At 68.8% G+C, this 17,529-nt stretch carries 13 protein-coding genes; all 13 read left to right on the forward strand.

Annotation, left to right across the window (positions count from 1 at the left end; translation table 11 throughout):
- The first annotated feature begins 2 nt into the window (after positions 1 to 2).
- The 13 genes from DMH01_RS30115 to DMH01_RS30175 all read left to right on the forward strand — a co-directional run bounded on the left by DMH01_RS30115 (position 3) and on the right by DMH01_RS30175 (position 17,521).
- On the forward strand, positions 3 to 1,265 hold the full coding sequence (locus tag DMH01_RS30115) for an ROK family protein (protein ID WP_125680651.1): 1,263 nt from the start codon (positions 3 to 5) through the stop codon (positions 1,263 to 1,265).
- Positions 1,262 to 2,764 (forward strand): sugar ABC transporter ATP-binding protein, encoded by a 1,503-nt coding sequence (locus DMH01_RS30120; RefSeq protein ID WP_125680653.1) that lies wholly within the window; start codon positions 1,262 to 1,264, stop codon positions 2,762 to 2,764. The genes DMH01_RS30115 and DMH01_RS30120 overlap by 4 nt, the downstream gene beginning before the upstream one ends.
- 35 nt (positions 2,765 to 2,799) lie before the next feature.
- Positions 2,800 to 3,774 carry an ABC transporter permease gene (locus tag DMH01_RS30125; RefSeq protein WP_370323569.1) on the forward strand — a complete coding sequence of 325 codons (975 nt, stop codon included), beginning with the start codon at positions 2,800 to 2,802 and terminating at the stop codon, positions 3,772 to 3,774.
- Positions 3,775 to 3,963: 189 nt separating this feature from the next.
- Entirely contained in the window at positions 3,964 to 5,016 is a 1,053-nt protein-coding gene (locus DMH01_RS30130) for a substrate-binding domain-containing protein (RefSeq protein WP_125680657.1), read from the forward strand.
- Positions 5,017 to 5,054: 38 nt separating this feature from the next.
- Positions 5,055 to 6,224, forward strand: a complete 1,170-nt coding sequence (locus tag DMH01_RS30135; protein ID WP_125680659.1) for a Gfo/Idh/MocA family protein — start codon at positions 5,055 to 5,057, stop codon at positions 6,222 to 6,224.
- A gap of 109 nt (positions 6,225 to 6,333) precedes the next feature.
- Positions 6,334 to 7,491 carry an inositol-3-phosphate synthase gene (locus DMH01_RS30140; protein WP_125680661.1) on the forward strand — a complete coding sequence of 386 codons (1,158 nt, stop codon included), beginning with the start codon at positions 6,334 to 6,336 and terminating at the stop codon, positions 7,489 to 7,491.
- Positions 7,488 to 8,336 carry an SCO3242 family prenyltransferase gene (locus DMH01_RS30145; RefSeq protein ID WP_125680663.1) on the forward strand — a complete coding sequence of 283 codons (849 nt, stop codon included), beginning with the start codon at positions 7,488 to 7,490 and terminating at the stop codon, positions 8,334 to 8,336. Before DMH01_RS30140 ends, DMH01_RS30145 begins: the two co-directional genes overlap by 4 nt.
- 65 nt (positions 8,337 to 8,401) lie before the next feature.
- Entirely contained in the window at positions 8,402 to 9,805 is a 1,404-nt protein-coding gene (locus DMH01_RS30150) for an EboA domain-containing protein (RefSeq protein ID WP_125680665.1), read from the forward strand.
- A gap of 2 nt (positions 9,806 to 9,807) precedes the next feature.
- Entirely contained in the window at positions 9,808 to 10,671 is an 864-nt protein-coding gene (locus DMH01_RS30155; protein WP_125680667.1) for a TatD family hydrolase, read from the forward strand.
- Positions 10,668 to 11,738 carry a metabolite traffic protein EboE gene (gene eboE, locus DMH01_RS30160; protein WP_125680669.1) on the forward strand — a complete coding sequence of 357 codons (1,071 nt, stop codon included), beginning with the start codon at positions 10,668 to 10,670 and terminating at the stop codon, positions 11,736 to 11,738. The genes DMH01_RS30155 and eboE overlap by 4 nt, the downstream gene beginning before the upstream one ends.
- Positions 11,735 to 13,108, forward strand: a complete 1,374-nt coding sequence (locus DMH01_RS30165) for an alkaline phosphatase family protein (RefSeq protein ID WP_125680671.1) — start codon at positions 11,735 to 11,737, stop codon at positions 13,106 to 13,108. Before eboE ends, DMH01_RS30165 begins: the two co-directional genes overlap by 4 nt.
- 316 nt (positions 13,109 to 13,424) lie before the next feature.
- Positions 13,425 to 16,520, forward strand: a complete 3,096-nt coding sequence (locus DMH01_RS30170; protein ID WP_125680673.1) for a ThuA domain-containing protein — start codon at positions 13,425 to 13,427, stop codon at positions 16,518 to 16,520.
- Positions 16,517 to 17,521 carry a sugar phosphate isomerase/epimerase gene (locus tag DMH01_RS30175; protein ID WP_125680675.1) on the forward strand — a complete coding sequence of 335 codons (1,005 nt, stop codon included), beginning with the start codon at positions 16,517 to 16,519 and terminating at the stop codon, positions 17,519 to 17,521. Before DMH01_RS30170 ends, DMH01_RS30175 begins: the two co-directional genes overlap by 4 nt.
- Positions 17,522 to 17,529 lie beyond the last annotated feature (8 nt).

Here is a 17,529-nt window from a genome sequence, read left to right on the forward strand (position 1 = left end):
GTGTGGCCGCGACTGAATCCGGGCAGCTCGACCCGGTCAGCCCACGCACGGCGAACGGTGCCGATGGGTTCTCGGCGGGGAAACGTACCTCGAACCTCGCCGCGCTCCTGCGGGCGTTGCGTGCGGGGCCGCTCTCGCGTACCCAGCTCGCCGCGCGCTGCGGGCTCACCAAGGCGGCCGTCTCCGGGTTGATCACCGAGCTTTCCGAACGCGGTCTCGTCCGCTCCGCCGGACTCCAGGGCGGCGGCAACGGCAGGCCCAGTCAGCTGGTCGAGCTGAACGGCGCCAGCGCCTGCGGGCTCGCGCTCAGTGTCGAGGCCGATCGTTTCGCCGCCGTCGTCACGAACCTCGACGGCCGCGTCGTCGCCGAACGCACCGAGACGGCCGACGTCGCCGCCCTCGGTTTGCACCGGAGCATGGACGAACTCGCCTTCCTCGCCCGGAACGTGTTGCTCGACGACCAGCCGGTCGGGGTCACCGTCTCGGTGCCCGGTCTGGTCGATTCGGCCGCCGCCGTGTTGCGGTTCGCGCCGACCCTGCGCTGGCGCGACGCCGAGATCGCCGACCTCCTCGCCGCCCGGCTCGGCCTGCCCGCCGACGCGATCGCGGTCGACAACGAGGCCAACCTCGGCGCGGTCGGCGAGGCCGTCGCCGGAGCCGGTCAAGGTGTGCGGGAGCTCTTCTACCTCAGCGGCGGTACGGGCGTCGGCGGCGGACTCGTGTCCGGCGGCGCGATCCTGCGTGGTGCCAGGGGTTTCGCGGGCGAAGTCGGGCACATCACCGTCGACCCGTCCGGCGAACAGTGCCAGTGCGGCCGGGTCGGCTGCCTGGAGACGAAGGCCGGTCTCAACGCCGTCCTGCGCGGCGCGGCTTCGCCCGGCGACCCGCTGCACGATCCCGCCCTGGGTGTCGACGGCCGGGTCGGGCTGCTCAAGCATCGCGTGCAGCGCGGTGACCAGCGCGCGGTCGCGGCGGTCTCGGAACTCGGGGTCGCGCTCGGCATCGCGGTGTCCACTGTGGTCGATGTACTCGACCCGGACGTCGTGGTGCTCGGTGGCTACTTCGCCGAACTGGGCGAATGGCTGGTCGAGCCGGTGCGCCGCGAACTGTCCGCGCGTCCGCTCGGGCACGAGCCCACCTGCCGCGTCGAGCCGTCGCCGCTGGGCACCACCGCCCCGCTGCGCGGCGCCGCGCATCTCGCCACCGAACGGCTTTTCGCCGACCCGACGCTAGTTCCCTTCGTGACCGAGGAGGCTCCGGCATGACGCTGCTATCCGTCCGGGGGATCGTGAAGACCTTCCCCGGGGTCCGTGCGCTCGACGGGGTCGACTTCGACGTCGAACCCGGTGAGGTGCACTGTCTCCTCGGCCAGAACGGCGCGGGCAAGTCCACGCTGATCAAGACGCTCGCCGGCGCGCATCGCCCCGACGGCGGCGAGATCTTCTGGCAGGGCGAGCCGGTCACGCTGCCGTCGCCGGTCGCCGCGCTGAAGATCGGCATCGCGACCATGTACCAGGAACTCGACCTGGTGCCCGGGCTTTCGGTGGCGGACAACATCTTCCTCGGCCGTGAGCGCGCGTCGTTCGGGTTCACGCGGATCAGCGAGTCCCGGAACAAGGCCGCGAAGCTGATGGCGCGGCTCGGTCACCCCGAGATCGCGCCGTCGACCGAGGTCGGCAAGCTCTCCGCCGCGGGTCAGCAGCTGGTCTCGATGGCGCGGGCGCTCGCGTACGACGCGAAGCTGCTGGTGATGGACGAGCCGACCGCGGCGCTGGCGGGTGAAGAGGTCGACAACCTGTTCCGTATCGTCGGCGAACTCACCGCCGAGGGCGTCGCGATCATCTACATCTCCCACCGGCTCGAAGAACTACGCCGGATCGGCCACCGCGTCACCGTGCTCAAGGACGGCAAGACCGTTTCCACGGGCCTCGACGCCAAGGAGACGCCGACCTCAGACCTTGTCGCGCTGATGGCGGGCCGCAAGGTCGAGACCGTGTTCGGCCCGCGCCACCAGGAGCACGTGGACCCGGACCGCGAGGTCCTCAAGGTGGAGAACCTGACCACCGTCGGCGAATTCGAGAACGTGAACTTCACCGTGCACGCCGGCGAGGTCGTCGGCATCGCAGGCCTCGTCGGCTCGGGACGCAGCGAACTCCTGGAGACGATCTTCGGCGCTCGCAAGCAGGACACGGGTTCGGTGTCGGTCGACGGCGAGCCGGTCCGGCCGGGCAGCGTGTCCGCGGCGGTCAAGGCCGGGATCGGGCTGGCGCCGGAAGAACGCAAGAGCCAGGGGCTTTTGCTGGACCTGCCCGTCGTGCACAACGTGACCCTGGCGAGCCTGGGCAAATACGCGACGTTCGGGTTCACCGAGCGGGGCAGGGAACTCGACGACGCCGGGGAAAGCCTGCGGCGCCTCGATCTCCGGCCGGCCGACCCGCACCGCATCATCCGCACGCTGTCCGGCGGCAACCAGCAGAAGGCGGTGCTCGCCCGCTGGCTGGTCCGCGGCTGTCGGGTCCTGCTGCTGGACGAGCCGACGCGCGGGGTCGACGTCGGCGCGCGGGCGGAGCTGTACCGGCTGATCGAGGAGCTGGCCGTGACCGGCGTCGCGATCGTGCTCGTCAGCAGCGAGATCCCCGAAGTGCTCGGCTTGTCCGACCGGGTGCTGGTGCTGCGTGAAGGACGTGTCCTGGCTGAAAAGCCGTCTGCGGAGCTGACAGAGGCGGATGTGCTCGACGTGATTCTCGAGGGGAGTGCGGCGTGACCGACCAAGCCGAATCGGTGCGTACGGGACCCGCCGTGGAACCTGTGCCACCCAAGGAAAAGCGGAATTTCTCGCTCGACACCCGGCTGCTCGGGCTGGCCGGCGTGCTGGTGATCCTGTGCATCGTCGGCCAGATCACGAGGCCCGACCAGTTCTTCACCGACGGCAACATCTCCACGATCCTGCGGCTCGCCGCGGCGATCGGGGTGGTCAGTGTCGGGATGACGTTCGTGATCATCGCCGGCGGCATCGACCTCTCGGTCGGGTCGATCGTGGCGCTCTCCAGTGTCTGGCTGACCACCTTGGCCACCCAGTCCTACGGCCCGTTCGTGATGATCCTTTGTGGACTCCTGGTCGGCCTCGGCTGCGGGCTGATCAACGGGATCCTGGTGTCCTACGGGAAGATCGTGCCGTTCATCGCGACACTGGCGATGTACGTCTCGGCCCGCGGGCTCGCGGAACGCATCAGCGGCCGCCGCACGCAGGTGGTGGCGGAGGCGGGTTTCCTCGACTTCTTCCGCGGTGATCTGCTCGGCATCCCGGTGCTGATCTGGATGTTCGCGCTGGTGTTCGTGATCGGCTGGGTGCTGCTGAACCGCACCACGTTCGGCCGCCGCACCTTCGCCGTCGGCGGCAACGCCGAGGCGTCGCGGCTGGCGGGTATCAACGTCAAGCGGCACACCGCCCTCGTCTACGGCGTCGCCGGTCTGTGCTGCGGCATCGCCGCGCTGATGGTCGTCGCCCGCACCACCGCGGGCGCCTCGACCAACGGCATGCTCTACGAACTCGACGCCATCGCGGCCGTCGTCATCGGCGGCACGCTGCTCACCGGTGGCCGCGGCTCGCTCATCGGCACCTTGATCGGCGTGCTGATCTTCACCGTGCTGTCCAACATCTTCACGCTCAACAACCTGGACACCGACATCCAGAACATCGCCAAGGGCGTGATCATCGTCCTGGCCGCGCTACTGCAGTTCCGCTCCGTGAAAAAGACAAAGACGAGCACCTAGCGGTCACCATCGGATGTCCTCCGGGGGTCTCGACGGCCCAGCTTCCCGCTGGACGCACGGCCGCAAGGCCCGAGTACGACACCGGTACGAGGACCTCGCGGCCGCACGCCCAGCGGAAACCCGGATCCGCCGAATACCCCCGAAGGGCATCCGATGGCAACCACTCATCACCGTGGATGGAGAGTCGTCATGACCGAACAATCCCTGCACCGCCGCCGCTTCCTGCTGGGAGGCGCGGCCGTCGGAGCGGGTGCGCTGCTGACCGCGTGCACCTCGAACGAGGCACCGGCGCAGAACAACGCGGCCAACGTGGCCAACGCCGGGGCGAACTCGCAGCCCGGAACCCCGGTCACCATCGGGTTCTCGGCTCCTGCCGCGGACCACGGCTGGATGGCGGCCATCACCAAGAACGCCCGCGCGCAGGCGCAGAAGTTCAGTGAGGTCACGCTCAACGCGACCGAGGGCACCAACGACGTCAACCAGCAGATCTCCCAGGTGGAGACCTTGATCAACGCCAAGGTCAACGTCCTGGTGATCCTGCCGTTCGACGGCAAGGCGCTGACCGCGGTCGGCCAGCAGGCGATGGACGCCGGTATCCAGGTGATCAACCTGGACCGCGTCTTCGACACCCCGCTCGCGTACCGCACCTGGATCGGTGGCGACAACTACCGCATGGGCGTCAACGCCGGGAACTACATCGCCCAGCAGATGAAGGCGAAGAACATCGCCAGCCCGGTGATCGGCGAGGTCGCGGGCATCGACTCGCTGCCGCTGACCCAGGAACGCAGCAAGGGCTTCAAGGACGCCTTGGCGCGTCAGGGTTTCCAGGTGGGACCGCGTGTCTCGGCGCAGTTCACCCCGGAGTCGGGCGAGCAGCAGACCTCGAACCTGCTCCAGTCCGCGTCCAAATTGGACGCTCTCTGGAACCACGACGACGACCAGGGGGTCGGCGTCATCGCGGCGATCAACAACGCCAACCGCAAGAACTTCCTGATGGTCGGCGGCGCGGGCTCGAAGAACGCGATGAACCTGATCAAGTCCGACGCTGAGCCGTTGAAGGCGACGGTGCTCTACAGCCCGTCGATGGCGTCTTCGGCGATCTCGCTCGCGCGGCTTCTCGGTCAGGGCAAGGGGGCGGGCGACTTCGCCGAGCACGAGATCCCCGCCGAGATCACCACGTACTCCGCGGTGGTCACCAAGGAGAACGTCGACAAGTACATGGACGTCGGCTTCGACTCGTAAACCCGCGTACCCGACACACGCACGCATCTAGGAGGGGCATGAGCACGGCAAAGGAAACGATCGGGATCGGCATGGTGGGCCACGCGTTCATGGGTGCGGTGCATTCGCACGCGTGGCGCAGTGTGCACCGGTTCTTCGCGCCACCGCTGATCCCGAGACTCGCCGTGCTCGGCGGCCGTGACGAGGTGCGGACGAAGGTCGCGGCGGAACGGTTCGGCTGGGAAGACGTCGAGACGGACTGGCGCGCGCTGATCGCCCGTGACGACGTCGACCTGGTCGACATCTGCACGCCGGGCGACAGCCACGCCGAAATCGCGATCGCCGCGCTCGAAGCCGGAAAGCACGTGCTGTGCGAGAAGCCGTTGGCCAACACCCTCGCCGAGGCCGAAGCGATGGCCGAGGCGGCAGCGAAGGCGCGGGCCAACGGCGTCCGGTCGATGGTGGCCTTCAACTACCGCCGGGTGCCCGCGCTCGCGCACGCCAGGAAGCTGGTCGCGAGCGGGGCGCTCGGCGAGATCCGCCACGTGCGATCGGTGTATCTGCAGGACTGGCTGTCCGACGCGCAGGCGCCGATGACTTGGCGGCTGCACAAGGACAAGGCGGGCTCGGGCGCGCTGGGCGACCTCGGCGCGCACATCGTCGACGCCGCCCAGTTCGTCACCGGAGAGACGATCACCGGGGTTTCCGCGCTGACCAACACCTTCGTCAAGGAGCGGCCGGACGGCGACGGCGGCACCGGGCAGGTCACGGTCGACGACACCGCGCTGTTCCTCGGCCGGTTCACCGGCGGCGCGGTGGCGAGTTTCGAGGCGACCCGGTTCGCGCTGGGCCGCAAGAACGCGATGCGGCTGGAGATCAACGGTTCGAAGGCGAGCCTGGCGTTCGACTTCGAGTCGATGAACGAACTGTCCTTCTTCGACGGCGGCCAGCCCGCCACCGAGGCGGGGTTCCGCCGGATCCTGGTCACCGAACCCGAGCACCCGTACGTCGGGGTCTGGTGGCCGCCGGGGCATCTCCTCGGCTACGAGCACACCTTCACCAACGAGGTCGCCGATCTGCTCACCGCGATCGGCGACGGCACGGATCCCGAACCGTCCTTCGAGGACGGGTTGAGGGTTCAGCAGGTTCTGGCCGCGGTCGAGCGCAGCGCGTCAGACGAGGCGCGATGGACCGCTGTGCCAGCCGTCACCACGAAGGGGAGTAACTGAGCTAGAGATCCAGCCGAAAGTCGCATGACGACTATCACTGCGACTTGGTTCGATCCGAAACATCCGACCATCGGAGGTTGGTGTTCTCGGGCTGGGAAAGGTGGAGGAAATGCCTGCTCACAAGCGTACGGGCATCTGGTTGATCGGGGCGAGGGGGTCGGTGGCCACCACGGCCGCGGTGGGGCTCCTCGCGCTGCGCGCGGGGGTGACCGGCGGTGGCGGCTGCGTCACCGAGCTGCCCGCGTTCGCCGGGGTTCCGTTGCCGGGCTGGGACGATCTGGTCCTCGGCGGGCACGACATCGCGCATACGCCGCTGGAGAAGCGGGCCGAGCAGCTGGCGCACGCCGGCGTGTTCGGGCACGCGGTGTTCGCCGCGGTCCGGTCCGGGCTGGCCGAGGTGGACGCCGAGATCCGCGACGGCTACCACCCGGCGTCCCACACCGGTGCCCAGGCCGACGCGGCCGCCCGGCTGACGGCGGACATCCGAGCTTTCGCCGACCGGCACGATCTCGCGCGGGTCGTCGTGGTCAACGTGTCCTCCACCGAAGCTCCCTGTCCCCACCTGCCCGAACACGACGACCTCGCCGCGCTGGAAGCGGCTTTGGTCGATCCGGCGCGGGCGGTGCTCCCGTCGAGTTCCCTGTCGGCTTACGCGGCGCTGAAGGCGGGAAGCCCGTACGTCGAGTTCACGCCGTCCGCCGGGATCACCCTGCCCGCGCTGCGGGAGCTGGCCGAGCGGGAAGGCCTGCCGTACGCGGGTTGCGACGGCAAGACCGGCGAGACGTTGCTGCGCACGGTCCTCGCGCCGATGTTCAGCGCGCGGGCGTTGAAGGTCCGCTCCTGGGCGGGCACCAACCTGCTCGGCGGCGGCGACGGCGAGACCCTCGCCGACCCGGTGACCGCGAACAGCAAGCTGGAATCCAAGGCCCGCGGGCTCGCGGCGCTGCTCGGCGAGGACGTCACCGCGCCGCTGCACATCGACAACGTGCCCGACCTCGGCGAGATCAAGACCGCGTGGGACCACGTGTCGTTCGAGGGTTTCCTCGGCGCGCGCATGAGCCTGCAGTTCACCTGGACCGGCTACGACTCCGCACTCGCGGCGCCGCTGATCCTCGACCTCGCGAGGCTGGTGACCGCGGCGCACGCCGGCGGCCAGAGCGGCGCGTTGACCGAACTCGGGTTCTTCTTCAAAGATCCGTTGGGCAGCGACGAACACCGGTTCGCCGAGCAGACCGCTCGCCTGATCAGCTGGGCGGGAACCCTGTGAAGGCCTATGTAGAGCTGGTCCGGGCGCCCGCGGCGCTGACGGTGCTCGGCGACACGGTCGCCGGATCCACCGCGGCGGGGCTCAAGATGACCGGGCGACGGCTGCTGCTGCCGTTGTCGTCGGTCGCCTTCTACTGGGCCGGGATGGCCCTCAACGACTGGGCGGACCGGAAGCTCGACGCCGTGGAGCGTCCCGAGCGGCCGATCCCGTCCGGGCGGGTGAGCGCCGGCGCGGCGCTCACCACCGGGGCCGCGCTGACCGCTGCCGGACTCGGCCTGGCAGCGCTCGGCGGCGGCCGCCGGGAGATGCGGGTCGCGGTCCCGCTCGCGGCGGCGGTGTGGGCCTACGACACCGTGCTCAAGCCGACCCCGGCCGGGCCGGTGGCGATGGCGGCCTGCCGCACGCTCGACGTCCTGCTGGGCGCCGGTGGTGAAACTCGCCGCGCTGCTACTGCCGCGGCCGCGGTGGGGGTCCACACGCTCGGTGTCACGGCGTTGTCCACCGGGGAAGTGCACGGCGCGAATCCGGCGACGGCCCGTGCCGCACTGGCCACCAGCTGTGCGGCGACAACGTTGGCATTGAGCGGACCGGCGCGGGGCGGCTGGCATCGCGCGGCCTCGATGGCGGCCGGTTCCGGCTACGCGGGCCTGGTCGGCCGGGCGCAGGCGGACGCGGTCCGTGACCCGTCGGCGAAGTCCGTGCGCTCGGCGACGAAATCCGGCATCCACGGCATGGTCCCGCTGCAGGCGGCGGTCACGGCCAAGGGCTCGGTACTGGGGGCCGTGCTGGTCGCGGCCGCGCTGCCGATCGCCCGCAAGCTGTCGCGGAAGGTGAGCCCCACATGACGGTGTTCTCCGGGGGCCAAGCCCCCAGACCCCGCTGGGGGGGAGCCCCCCAGACCCCCCTTTCTTTGGGATACGGCACCAACGGCTTCTCCAACCACCGGCTCGACGACGCCCTCGCGATCATCGCCGACCTCGGCTACACCGGCGTCGCGCTGACGCTGGACCACGACCACCTCGACCCGTTCGCCGACGATCTGGCGCGGCAGGTCGACCACGTGGCGTCGCGGCTTTCGGCGCTCGGCCTGAACCGTGTCGTCATCGAAACGGGCGCGCGCTACCTGCTCGACCCGTGGCGCAAGCACTCGCCGACACTGCTGTCGGACGATCCCGCGCTTCGGATCGACTTCCTGGAACGGGCCATGCGAATCGCCGGGGACCTCGGTGCCGACTGCGTCTCGTTCTGGTCCGGTGTGTCCACTGTGGACTCCGACATCGCCTGGTCCCGGCTGCGCGAAGGTGTCGCGGTGGTCCTGGAGCACGCCGCGCGGCTGAACGTGCGGCTGGCGATGGAACCCGAGCCCGGGCACCTCGTGCAGCATCTGGGCCAGGTCCTGGACCTGCGCAAGGAACTCGGCGAGCCGGAACTGTTCGGGGTCACGCTCGACGTCGGGCACTGTGTCGCCGTCGAACCGGTCAACGCGGCCGAATGCGTCCGCCTCGCCGGTCCGCTGCTGTGGAACGTGCAGCTCGACGACATGCTGCCCCGGGTCCATGAGCATCTGGAGTTCGGCGACGGGCACCTGGATCTGCCGGGGACGCTCGCCGCGCTGGCGGAGATCGGCTACACCGGGCTGGCCGCGGTCGAACTGCCCCGGCACAGCCACGCCGCGCCGGACACCGCGCGGCGGGCCTTCGAGGCGCTGACCGCGGCGATGCCGCAGACGTGGCAGGCCAAGGCGGAACGCCGGATCCGGGAGAAGCCGTCGGTGATCGGCTCGCTCTTCCCGGCCGTCGGCCGCGAGGTCGGCCGTGCGGCGCTGCGGCCGGACACCGATCCGCAAGGCCTCGTCCACGGCACCGTCGACGACCGGACGCGGGTCCGGCTCGTGGCGGTCCTGGCCGACGTCCTCGACGATGCCGCGCTGGCCACGGAACTGCGCGATCTCTACCGCTTCGGTGACGACGCCGAGCGGCGCGGGGTCCTGCGGGCGCTCAACTCCCTGGAGTCCCCGGGCGCCGAAGTCACCGATGCCGGGATCAAGCTGGTCGAAGACGCCTTGCGCGCCAACGACATCAGGCTGGTCGCCGCCGCCATGGGGGCCTTCGCCCGGTTCCTGGACGACCACACGTGGCGTCATGGCGTCCTCAAATGCGTCTTCGTCGGTGTGCCGCTGGCCGCCGTCGCGGATCTCCCTTCCCGCGCGGACGACGAGCTGAGGCGCATGCTCGCCGACTTCGCCGACGAACGCAGGGCGGCCGGACGTGACGTACCCGCCGACGCCCTCTCCTTGCTCAAGGAAGGCCACTGACCGTGCGTATCTTCGATCCCCACATCCACATGTCCTCCCGCACCACCGACGACTACGAAGCCATGTACGCGGCCGGTGTCCGCGCGCTGGTCGAGCCGGCGTTCTGGCTGGGGCAGCCGCGCACCAGCGTCGGCTCGTACACGGACTACTTCGACGCGCTCATCGGCTGGGAACGGTTCCGCGCCGCCCAGTTCGGCATCCGGCACCACTGCACGATCGCGCTGAATCCCAAGGAGGCCAACGACCCCCGCTGCCGCGAGGTGCTCGACGTGCTCCCGAGGTACCTGGCCAAGGATGGCGTGGTCGCGGTCGGCGAGGTCGGCTACGACTCGATGACCAAGGAAGAGGACGAGGTCTTCTCGCAGCAGCTGGCGATGGCGCTGGAGCACGACCTCCCGGTGCTGGTGCACACCCCGCACCGCGACAAGCTGGAAGGCACCAAGCGCACCCTCGACGTCGTGCGTGAGGCCGGCGTCGCGCCGGAGCGCGTGGTCGTCGACCACCTGAACGAGGTCACCGTCAAGCTGGTCAAGGATTCCGGCGCCTGGATGGGCTTCTCCATCTACCCGGACACCAAGATGGACGAGCACCGGATGGTCGAGATCCTGCGCCAGTACGGGCTGGACAACATGATCGTCAACTCGGCCGCCGACTGGGGCCGGTCCGATCCGCTGAAGACCGCCAAGACCGGACAGGCGATGCTCGACGGTGGTTTCACCGAGGCCGACGTCGACAAGGTGCTGTGGCAGAACCCGGTCGACTTCTACGGTCTGAGCGGCAGGCTCACGCTCGACCCGTTGCCCGGTTTCACCGGCGAGGCCGTGACTTTCGAGGGCAACTCGGTGCTGCGAGGTGCCCGCAAATGATCTCCTACTGTACGAACGTCCACCCGGCCGAAGACGTCGACGGCATCGTCGCGCAGCTGGAGCGGTACGCGCTCCCGGTGCGCGAGCGGCTGGGCGCCGACCGGCTCGGCGTCGGACTGTGGCTCTCCGCGCCGGTCGCGCGCGGGCTCGCCGAAGACATCGGAGCACGCAAGCGTTTCCGCGCCGAACTCGATGCTCGCGGCCTTTCGGTGTACACGCTGAACGCGTTCCCGTACGGCGGTTTTCACGACGACGTCGTCAAGCACGCGGTCTACCGTCCTGAGTGGACGAACCCCGATCGGGTGGCGTACACGATCGACTGTGTCAACGTGCTTTCCGAGCTGCTCGCCGAGGATGCTTCTTACGGCAGCATATCGACGCTGCCGTTGGCTTGGCGTGAACCGTGGACCGATCAGGACGATCGCCTCGCGGCCGAGGCGTTCGGTCAGGTCGTCCGGGCGATCGGTGACCGGCCGATCAAGCTGGCCGTCGAACCGGAACCGGGTTGTGTGCTCGACACCGTGGCCGACGCGCTGGCCTGGCTTTCGGGCCGCGTCGACCCGGAGCACGTCGGGCTGTGCCTGGACACCTGTCATCTCGCGGTGGCGTTCGCCGACCCGTCGGAGACCCTCAAGGCGATCGCGGAGTCCGATGTGGACATCGTCAAGGTGCAGGCTTCCGCCGCTCTGCACGTCGAAGATCCCGCCGAGGCGCGTGAGGCGTTGGCCGCGTTCGCGGAACCGCGCTACCTGCACCAGGTCCGCGAATTTTCGGGCGGTGTCGTGCGCAAGGCCGACGACCTGCCCGAGGCGTGGACCGACCTGCCGGGGGAGGGGCCGTGGCGCGTGCATTTCCACATGCCGCTGCACCAGGCCCCGGCCGCGCCGCTGTCCACCACCACCGACGTCCTGCGCACCGTGGCCGCCGGGCTGCCCGGCGAACCGCATATCGAGGTCGAGACCTACACCTGGAGCGTGCTCCCGGACGCGGGCGACCTCGTCGGCGGGATCGCCGCGGAACTCGAGTGGGCACAGGCGAACCTCGTCAAGGAAAGGGCGTCCGCGTGAAACCCTTGGTCGTCATCGACGTCGTCGGGCTGACCCCGAAGGCGTTGCGGGACATGCCGAAACTGTCCGCTGTCGCCCGCGACGGCTGGCAGGCCGAACTCGGCACGGTGCTGCCCGCCGTCACCTGCAGCGCGCAGTCGACGTTCCTCACCGGGCTCATGCCCGCGCAGCACGGGATCGTCGGCAACGGCTGGTACTTCCGCGAGCTCGGCGAGATCTTCCTGTGGCGCCAGCACAACCGGCTCGTCGGCGGCGAGAAGCTGTGGGAGACCGCGCGGGCGGCGCATCCCGGCTACACGTCGGCGAACGTCTGCTGGTGGTACGCGATGGGGATGAGCACCGACGTCACGGTGACCCCGCGGCCGATCTACCACGCAGACGGCCGCAAGTCGCCGGACGCCTACGTGCGGCCGCCCGAACTGCACGACCAGTTGACCGGTGCGCTGGGAGAGTTCCCGCTCTTCCAGTACTGGGGCCCGACCGCGTCGATCAAATCGAGCAAGTGGGTCATCGGCGCGTCGCGGCAGATCCTGCGGGAGAAGCGGCCGGATCTGCTGCTGACCTACGTCCCGCACCTGGACTACGACCTGCAGCGCTTCGGCCCCGACGCTCCGCAAGCCGCATTGGCGGCACGGGAACTGGACAACGCGCTCGCGCCGTTGCTCGACGACGCCCGCGATGCCGGGGCGACCGTGGTCGCGCTCAGCGAGTACGGGATCACGAACGTCAGCAGGCCGGTCGACATCAATCGCGCGTTGCGGCGTGAGGGCCTGCTGGAGGTCTACACCCAGGCGGGGATGGAATACCTCGACCCGTGGGCGTCGCGCGCGTTCGCCGTCGCCGACCATCAGGTCGCGCATGTCTACGTCCGCGATTCCGCCGATGTCGAGCGGGTTCGCTCGATCGTCGGCGAACTGACCGGCGTCGACGAGGTGCTCGACCGCGAGGCACAGGCTCGCTACGGGTTGGATCACGAACGCGCCGGCGAACTCGTCGCGGTCGCCGAGCCGGACGCGTGGTTCACCTACTACTACTGGCTCGACGACGAGCGGAAGCCCGACTTCGCGCGCGGCGTCGAGATCCACCGCAAGCCGGGCTACGACCCCGCCGAGCTGTTCTTCGACCCGGAGGACAAGTTCGCCAAGGCGCGGGCCGGGCTGAACCTGGCGAAGAAGTTCGCCGGGCTCCGGTACGCGATGGACGTCGTCCCGACCGATCCGCGCTGGGTGCGCGGCTCGCACGGACGGCTGCCGGATTCCACTGAGGACGGTCCGGTGCTGTTGTGCTCCGATCCGGCCTTCCAGCCGTCCGGTCGCGTCGGGGCGACCGACGTTCACCCGCTGCTCCTGTCCCTGCAAGGCCTGAAGTAGGAGGAGGTGGCGGGGGTGGGGTGGTCGGTGCGTGCCGCGAAAGCCACTTTCGCGACGTCTGATGTCCCGAAAGTGGCTTTCGGGACAACGTCGCCCGCTCTCGTCGCCACCGACGTTGCGAAAGCCACTTTCGCAACCTTCAACGTTGCGAAAGTGGCTTTCGCAACACCTCACCCTGGCTGACTCTCGTCCGAACACCTCATTTCCAACGAAAGGAAAGCTCCACCCGCATCCCCTTCCTTGATCGCCGCCGCTCATCGAAAGGATCGCTACTGCTATGTCTTTGAAACGACGACTGGGTGTGCTCGTCACAGCCATGGTCACGGCTCTGACAGGCGTCGCGCTACCGGTGCAGACCGCATCGGCGCACGAAGCAGCGACGGTGCTCGTGTTCTCCAAGACCGCGGGCTTCCGGCACGATTCGATCCCCGACGGGATCAAGGCGATCAAGGATTTGGGGGCGCAGAACCACTTCGGCGTGGAAGCCACCGAGGACGCGGCGGCCTTCACCGACGCGAACCTCAAGCGCTTCGACGCGGTGGTCTGGCTTTCCACCACCGGTGACGTGCTGAACGCGGATCAGCAGGCCGCGTTCGAGCGCTACGTGAAGGGAGGCGGCGGGTACGTGGGCGTGCACGCCGCCTCCGACACCGAGTACGACTGGCCCTGGTACGGCGAACTGGTCGGGGCGTACTTCAAGTCCCATCCGCAGATCCAGCAGGCGAACGTCAAGGTCGAGGACCACGACCACGTGTCCACTGTGGACTTACCGGAAACCTGGCCGCGCACCGACGAGTGGTACAACTACCGCGAGAACCCACGGAGCGATGTCCACGTCCTCGCGAGCCTGGACGAGAAGAGCTACCAGCCCGGTGACGGCGCGATGGGTGACCACCCGATCGCCTGGTGCCACGAGAACTCCGGCGGCCGCTCCTGGTACACCGGCGGCGGGCACACCAAGACGTCCTACACCGAACCGGCCTTCCTCAAGCACCTGGCCGGCGGCATCAAGTACGCCACCAAGCTGAGCGAGCCCGGCTGCGCCAAGCCCCAGGAAGCTCCCGTCGACGCGGACTTCGACCAGATCACCCTGGCCAAGGGCGAGGAGAAGACCGGCGAGCCGATCGCGCTTTCCGTGCTGCCCAACCGCGACGTCCTGCACACCTCGCGCGACGGCCGCGTCTGGTACACCAGCTCTTCCGCGACGACGTCGCTGGCCGGGCAGATCCCCGTCTACAACCACGACGAGGACGGCCTCCAGGGTGTCGCCATCGACCCGGACTTCGCCAAGAACCGCTGGGTCTACCTGTACTACGCGCCCAAGCTGAACACCCCGGCCGGTGACGCGCCGGAGAACGGCACCCCGGCCGACTTCGCACCGTTCAAGGGCTACAACCAGCTCTCGCGGTTCAAGCTGGGTACCGACAACAAGCTCGATCTCGCGAGTGAGCAGAAGATCCTCCAGGTCCCGGCCGAACGCGGCATCTGCTGCCACGCCGGCGGCGAGATCGACTTCGACGCACAGGGCAACCTGTATCTGTCCACAGGGGACGATTCCAACCCGTTCGCCTCCGACGGGTTCACCCCGATCGACGAGCGCGCCGACCGCAACCCGGTCTACGACGCGCAGCGCACCTCGGCCAACACCAACGACCTGCGCGGCAAGGTGCTGCGGATCAAGGTCGGCGCAAACGGGAAGTACACGATCCCCAAGGGCAACCTGTTCCCGAAGGGCAGGGCCAAGACCAAGCCCGAGATCTACGCGATGGGCTTCCGCAACCCGTTCCGGTTCGCCGTCGACCGCGAGACCGGCTGGATCCACCTCGCCGACTACGGTCCCGACGCCGGTGCGGCCGACCCCAAGCGCGGCCCCGGTGGCACGGTCGAGTTCAACCTGATCAAGAAGCCCGGCAACTTCGGCTGGCCGTACTGCATCGGGGACAACCAGCCGTTCATCGACTACGACTTCGCCACCAAACAGTCCGGCGCGGCCTTCGACTGCGCCAAGCCGAAGAACACCAGCCCGCGCAACACCGGGCTGACCGACCTCCCGCCGGTCGAGAAGGCGTGGATCCCCTACGACGGCGGTTCGCTGCCCGAGTTCGGCACCGGCCCCGAGTCGCCGATGGGCGGACCGGTCTACCAGTTCGACGCGAAGAACCCGTCGCAGACCAAGTTCCCGGAGTACTTCGACGGCAAGACCTTCGCCTACGAATGGGAACGCGGCTGGATCAAGGAGATCACCGTCGGACCGAACGGTGAACGCGGTGCCATCAAGCCGTTCTTCGACTCGATGGATCTCGTCCGCCCGATGAACGTCGAGTTCGGCCCGGACGGCGCGATGTACGTCCTCGACTACGGCACCGGCTACTTCGGCGGCTCCAAGGAATCCGCCGTCTATCGCATCGACTACACCAAGGGACGCCGGACGCCGATCGCCAAGGTGGCCGCGGACAAGACGTCCGGACAGGCGCCGCTGACCGTCAACTTCGACCCGGCCGGGACGAACGACCCCGACGGCCAGGCGCTGACCTACGCCTGGGACTTCGACGGGAACGGCACGACCGATTCCACCGAGGCCAACCCGGTTTCCCACACCTACAGCGCGAACGGCCAGTACACGGCGAAGCTCTCGGTCACCGACGCCACCGGGCTGACCGGCTCGGCGAGCGTGGTGGTCACCGTCGGCAATACCGCGCCGGTGGTCACGCTGAAGACGCCGGTCAACGGCAGTGTGTTCAGTTTCGGGGACATGGTCCCGTTCAAGGTCGAGGTGACCGACGCCGAGGACAACCCGATCGACTGCTCGAAGGTGACCGTCGAATACATCCTCGGCCACGAAGGCCACGGGCATCCGCTCAGCCGTGCGACCGGCTGTGAGGGCACCATCGCCACGCCCGCCGACGAAGGGCACGGCGCGGACGCCAACGTCTTCGGCGTCATCAACGCCAGCTACACCGACAACGGGGGCGGCAACGGCGTGCCCGCGCTCACCGGCGAGGCCGAGTCCATCCTGCAGCCGAAGCTGAAGCAGGCGGAGTTCTACACCCAGTCCAGCGGGATCGAGGTCGTCGTGCACGCCGGCGCCAGTGGTGGCAAACGGGTCGGACACATCGAATCCGGTGACTGGATCAAATTCGACCCGGTGAACCTCGTCGGTGTCCGCGGTATCGGCTACCGGGTCTCCTCCGGCGGGGCCGGCGGCACGATCGAGGTCCGCTCGGGCGCGGTGGACGGTCCGCTCGTCCAGACGGTCACTGTCGCCAACACCGGCGGCTGGGACACCTATGCCGACATCCCGGCGTCCGCCCTCACCGACCCCGGCGGGACCGGCCCGTTGTTCCTCGTGTTCAAGGGCGGTTCCGGCGGCTTGTTCGACGTAGACGCGATCACTTTCGAGGAGAACCGATGAGCCGTCCGATCACCCTGTTCACCGGCCAGTGGGCGGATCTCCCGTTCACCGAGGTGTGCAGGCTGGCCAGCGAATGGGGCTATGACGGCCTCGAGATCGCGTGTTCCGGCGACCATTTCGAGGTCGACCGCGCACTGTCCGAAGAGGACTACGTGCCCGGCAGGCTGAAGCTGCTCGCCGACCACGGCCTGAAGGTGTGGGCCATCTCCAACCACCTCGTCGGCCAGGCCGTCTGTGACGACCCGATCGACGAACGCCACCAGGCGATCATCCCGTCCAGGGTGTGGGGCGACGGTGAACCGGAAGGCGTCCGGCAGCGGGCGGCGAAGGAGATGGCCGACACCGCCCGCGCGGCGGCGAAACTCGGCGTGGACACGGTGATCGGCTTCACCGGTTCGAAGACGTGGAAGTACGTCGCGATGTTCCCGCCGGTGTCGCAGGCGGTCATCGACGACGGCTACCGGGACTTCGCGGACCGGTGGAACCCGATCCTCGACGTCTTCGACGAGGTGGGCGTGCGGTTCGCCCACGAGGTCCACCCGTCGGAGATCGCGTACGACTACTGGACCACGAAACGAGCGCTCGAAGCTGTCGGCGACCGTCCGGCATTCGGGCTGAATTGGGATCCTTCGCATTTCATCTGGCAGGACCTCGACCCGGTCGGCTTCATCCTCGACTTCGCCGACCGGATCTACCACGTGGACTGCAAGGACACCAGGAAGCGGTTCGACGGACGGAACGGACGGCTCGGCTCGCATCTCCCCTGGGGAGATCCCCGACGCGGCTGGGACTTCGTTTCGACCGGGCACGGCGACGTGCCCTGGGAGGACTGTTTCCGCGCACTGAATTCGATCGGCTACGCCGGTCCGATCTCGGTGGAGTGGGAGGACGCCGGCATGGACCGGCTCCGGGGCGCGGCGGAAGCCGTGACCTTTCTGCGGGGGCTCCTGTTCGACAAGCCGTCGGCGGCCTTCGACGCGGCTTTCAGCAACCAGAAGTGAGGGCGGTT

This window comes from Amycolatopsis sp. WAC 04182, from assembly GCF_003947465.1.
Classification (GTDB): domain Bacteria; phylum Actinomycetota; class Actinomycetes; order Mycobacteriales; family Pseudonocardiaceae; genus Amycolatopsis.

Excerpts from the sequence above, each read along its gene's own strand:
- DMH01_RS30120 (WP_125680653.1), top strand. The coding sequence starts at position 1,262 with ATGACGCTGCTATCCGTCCGGGGGATCGTGAAGACCTTCCCCGGGGTC.
- DMH01_RS30130 (WP_125680657.1), top strand. The coding sequence starts at position 3,964 with ATGACCGAACAATCCCTGCACCGCCGCCGCTTCCTGCTGGGAGGCGCG.
- DMH01_RS30135 (WP_125680659.1), top strand. The coding sequence starts at position 5,055 with ATGAGCACGGCAAAGGAAACGATCGGGATCGGCATGGTGGGCCACGCG.
- DMH01_RS30140 (WP_125680661.1), top strand. The coding sequence starts at position 6,334 with ATGCCTGCTCACAAGCGTACGGGCATCTGGTTGATCGGGGCGAGGGGG.
- eboE (WP_125680669.1), top strand. The coding sequence starts at position 10,668 with ATGATCTCCTACTGTACGAACGTCCACCCGGCCGAAGACGTCGACGGC.
- DMH01_RS30170 (WP_125680673.1), top strand. The coding sequence starts at position 13,425 with ATGGTCACGGCTCTGACAGGCGTCGCGCTACCGGTGCAGACCGCATCG.
- DMH01_RS30175 (WP_125680675.1), top strand. The coding sequence starts at position 16,517 with ATGAGCCGTCCGATCACCCTGTTCACCGGCCAGTGGGCGGATCTCCCG.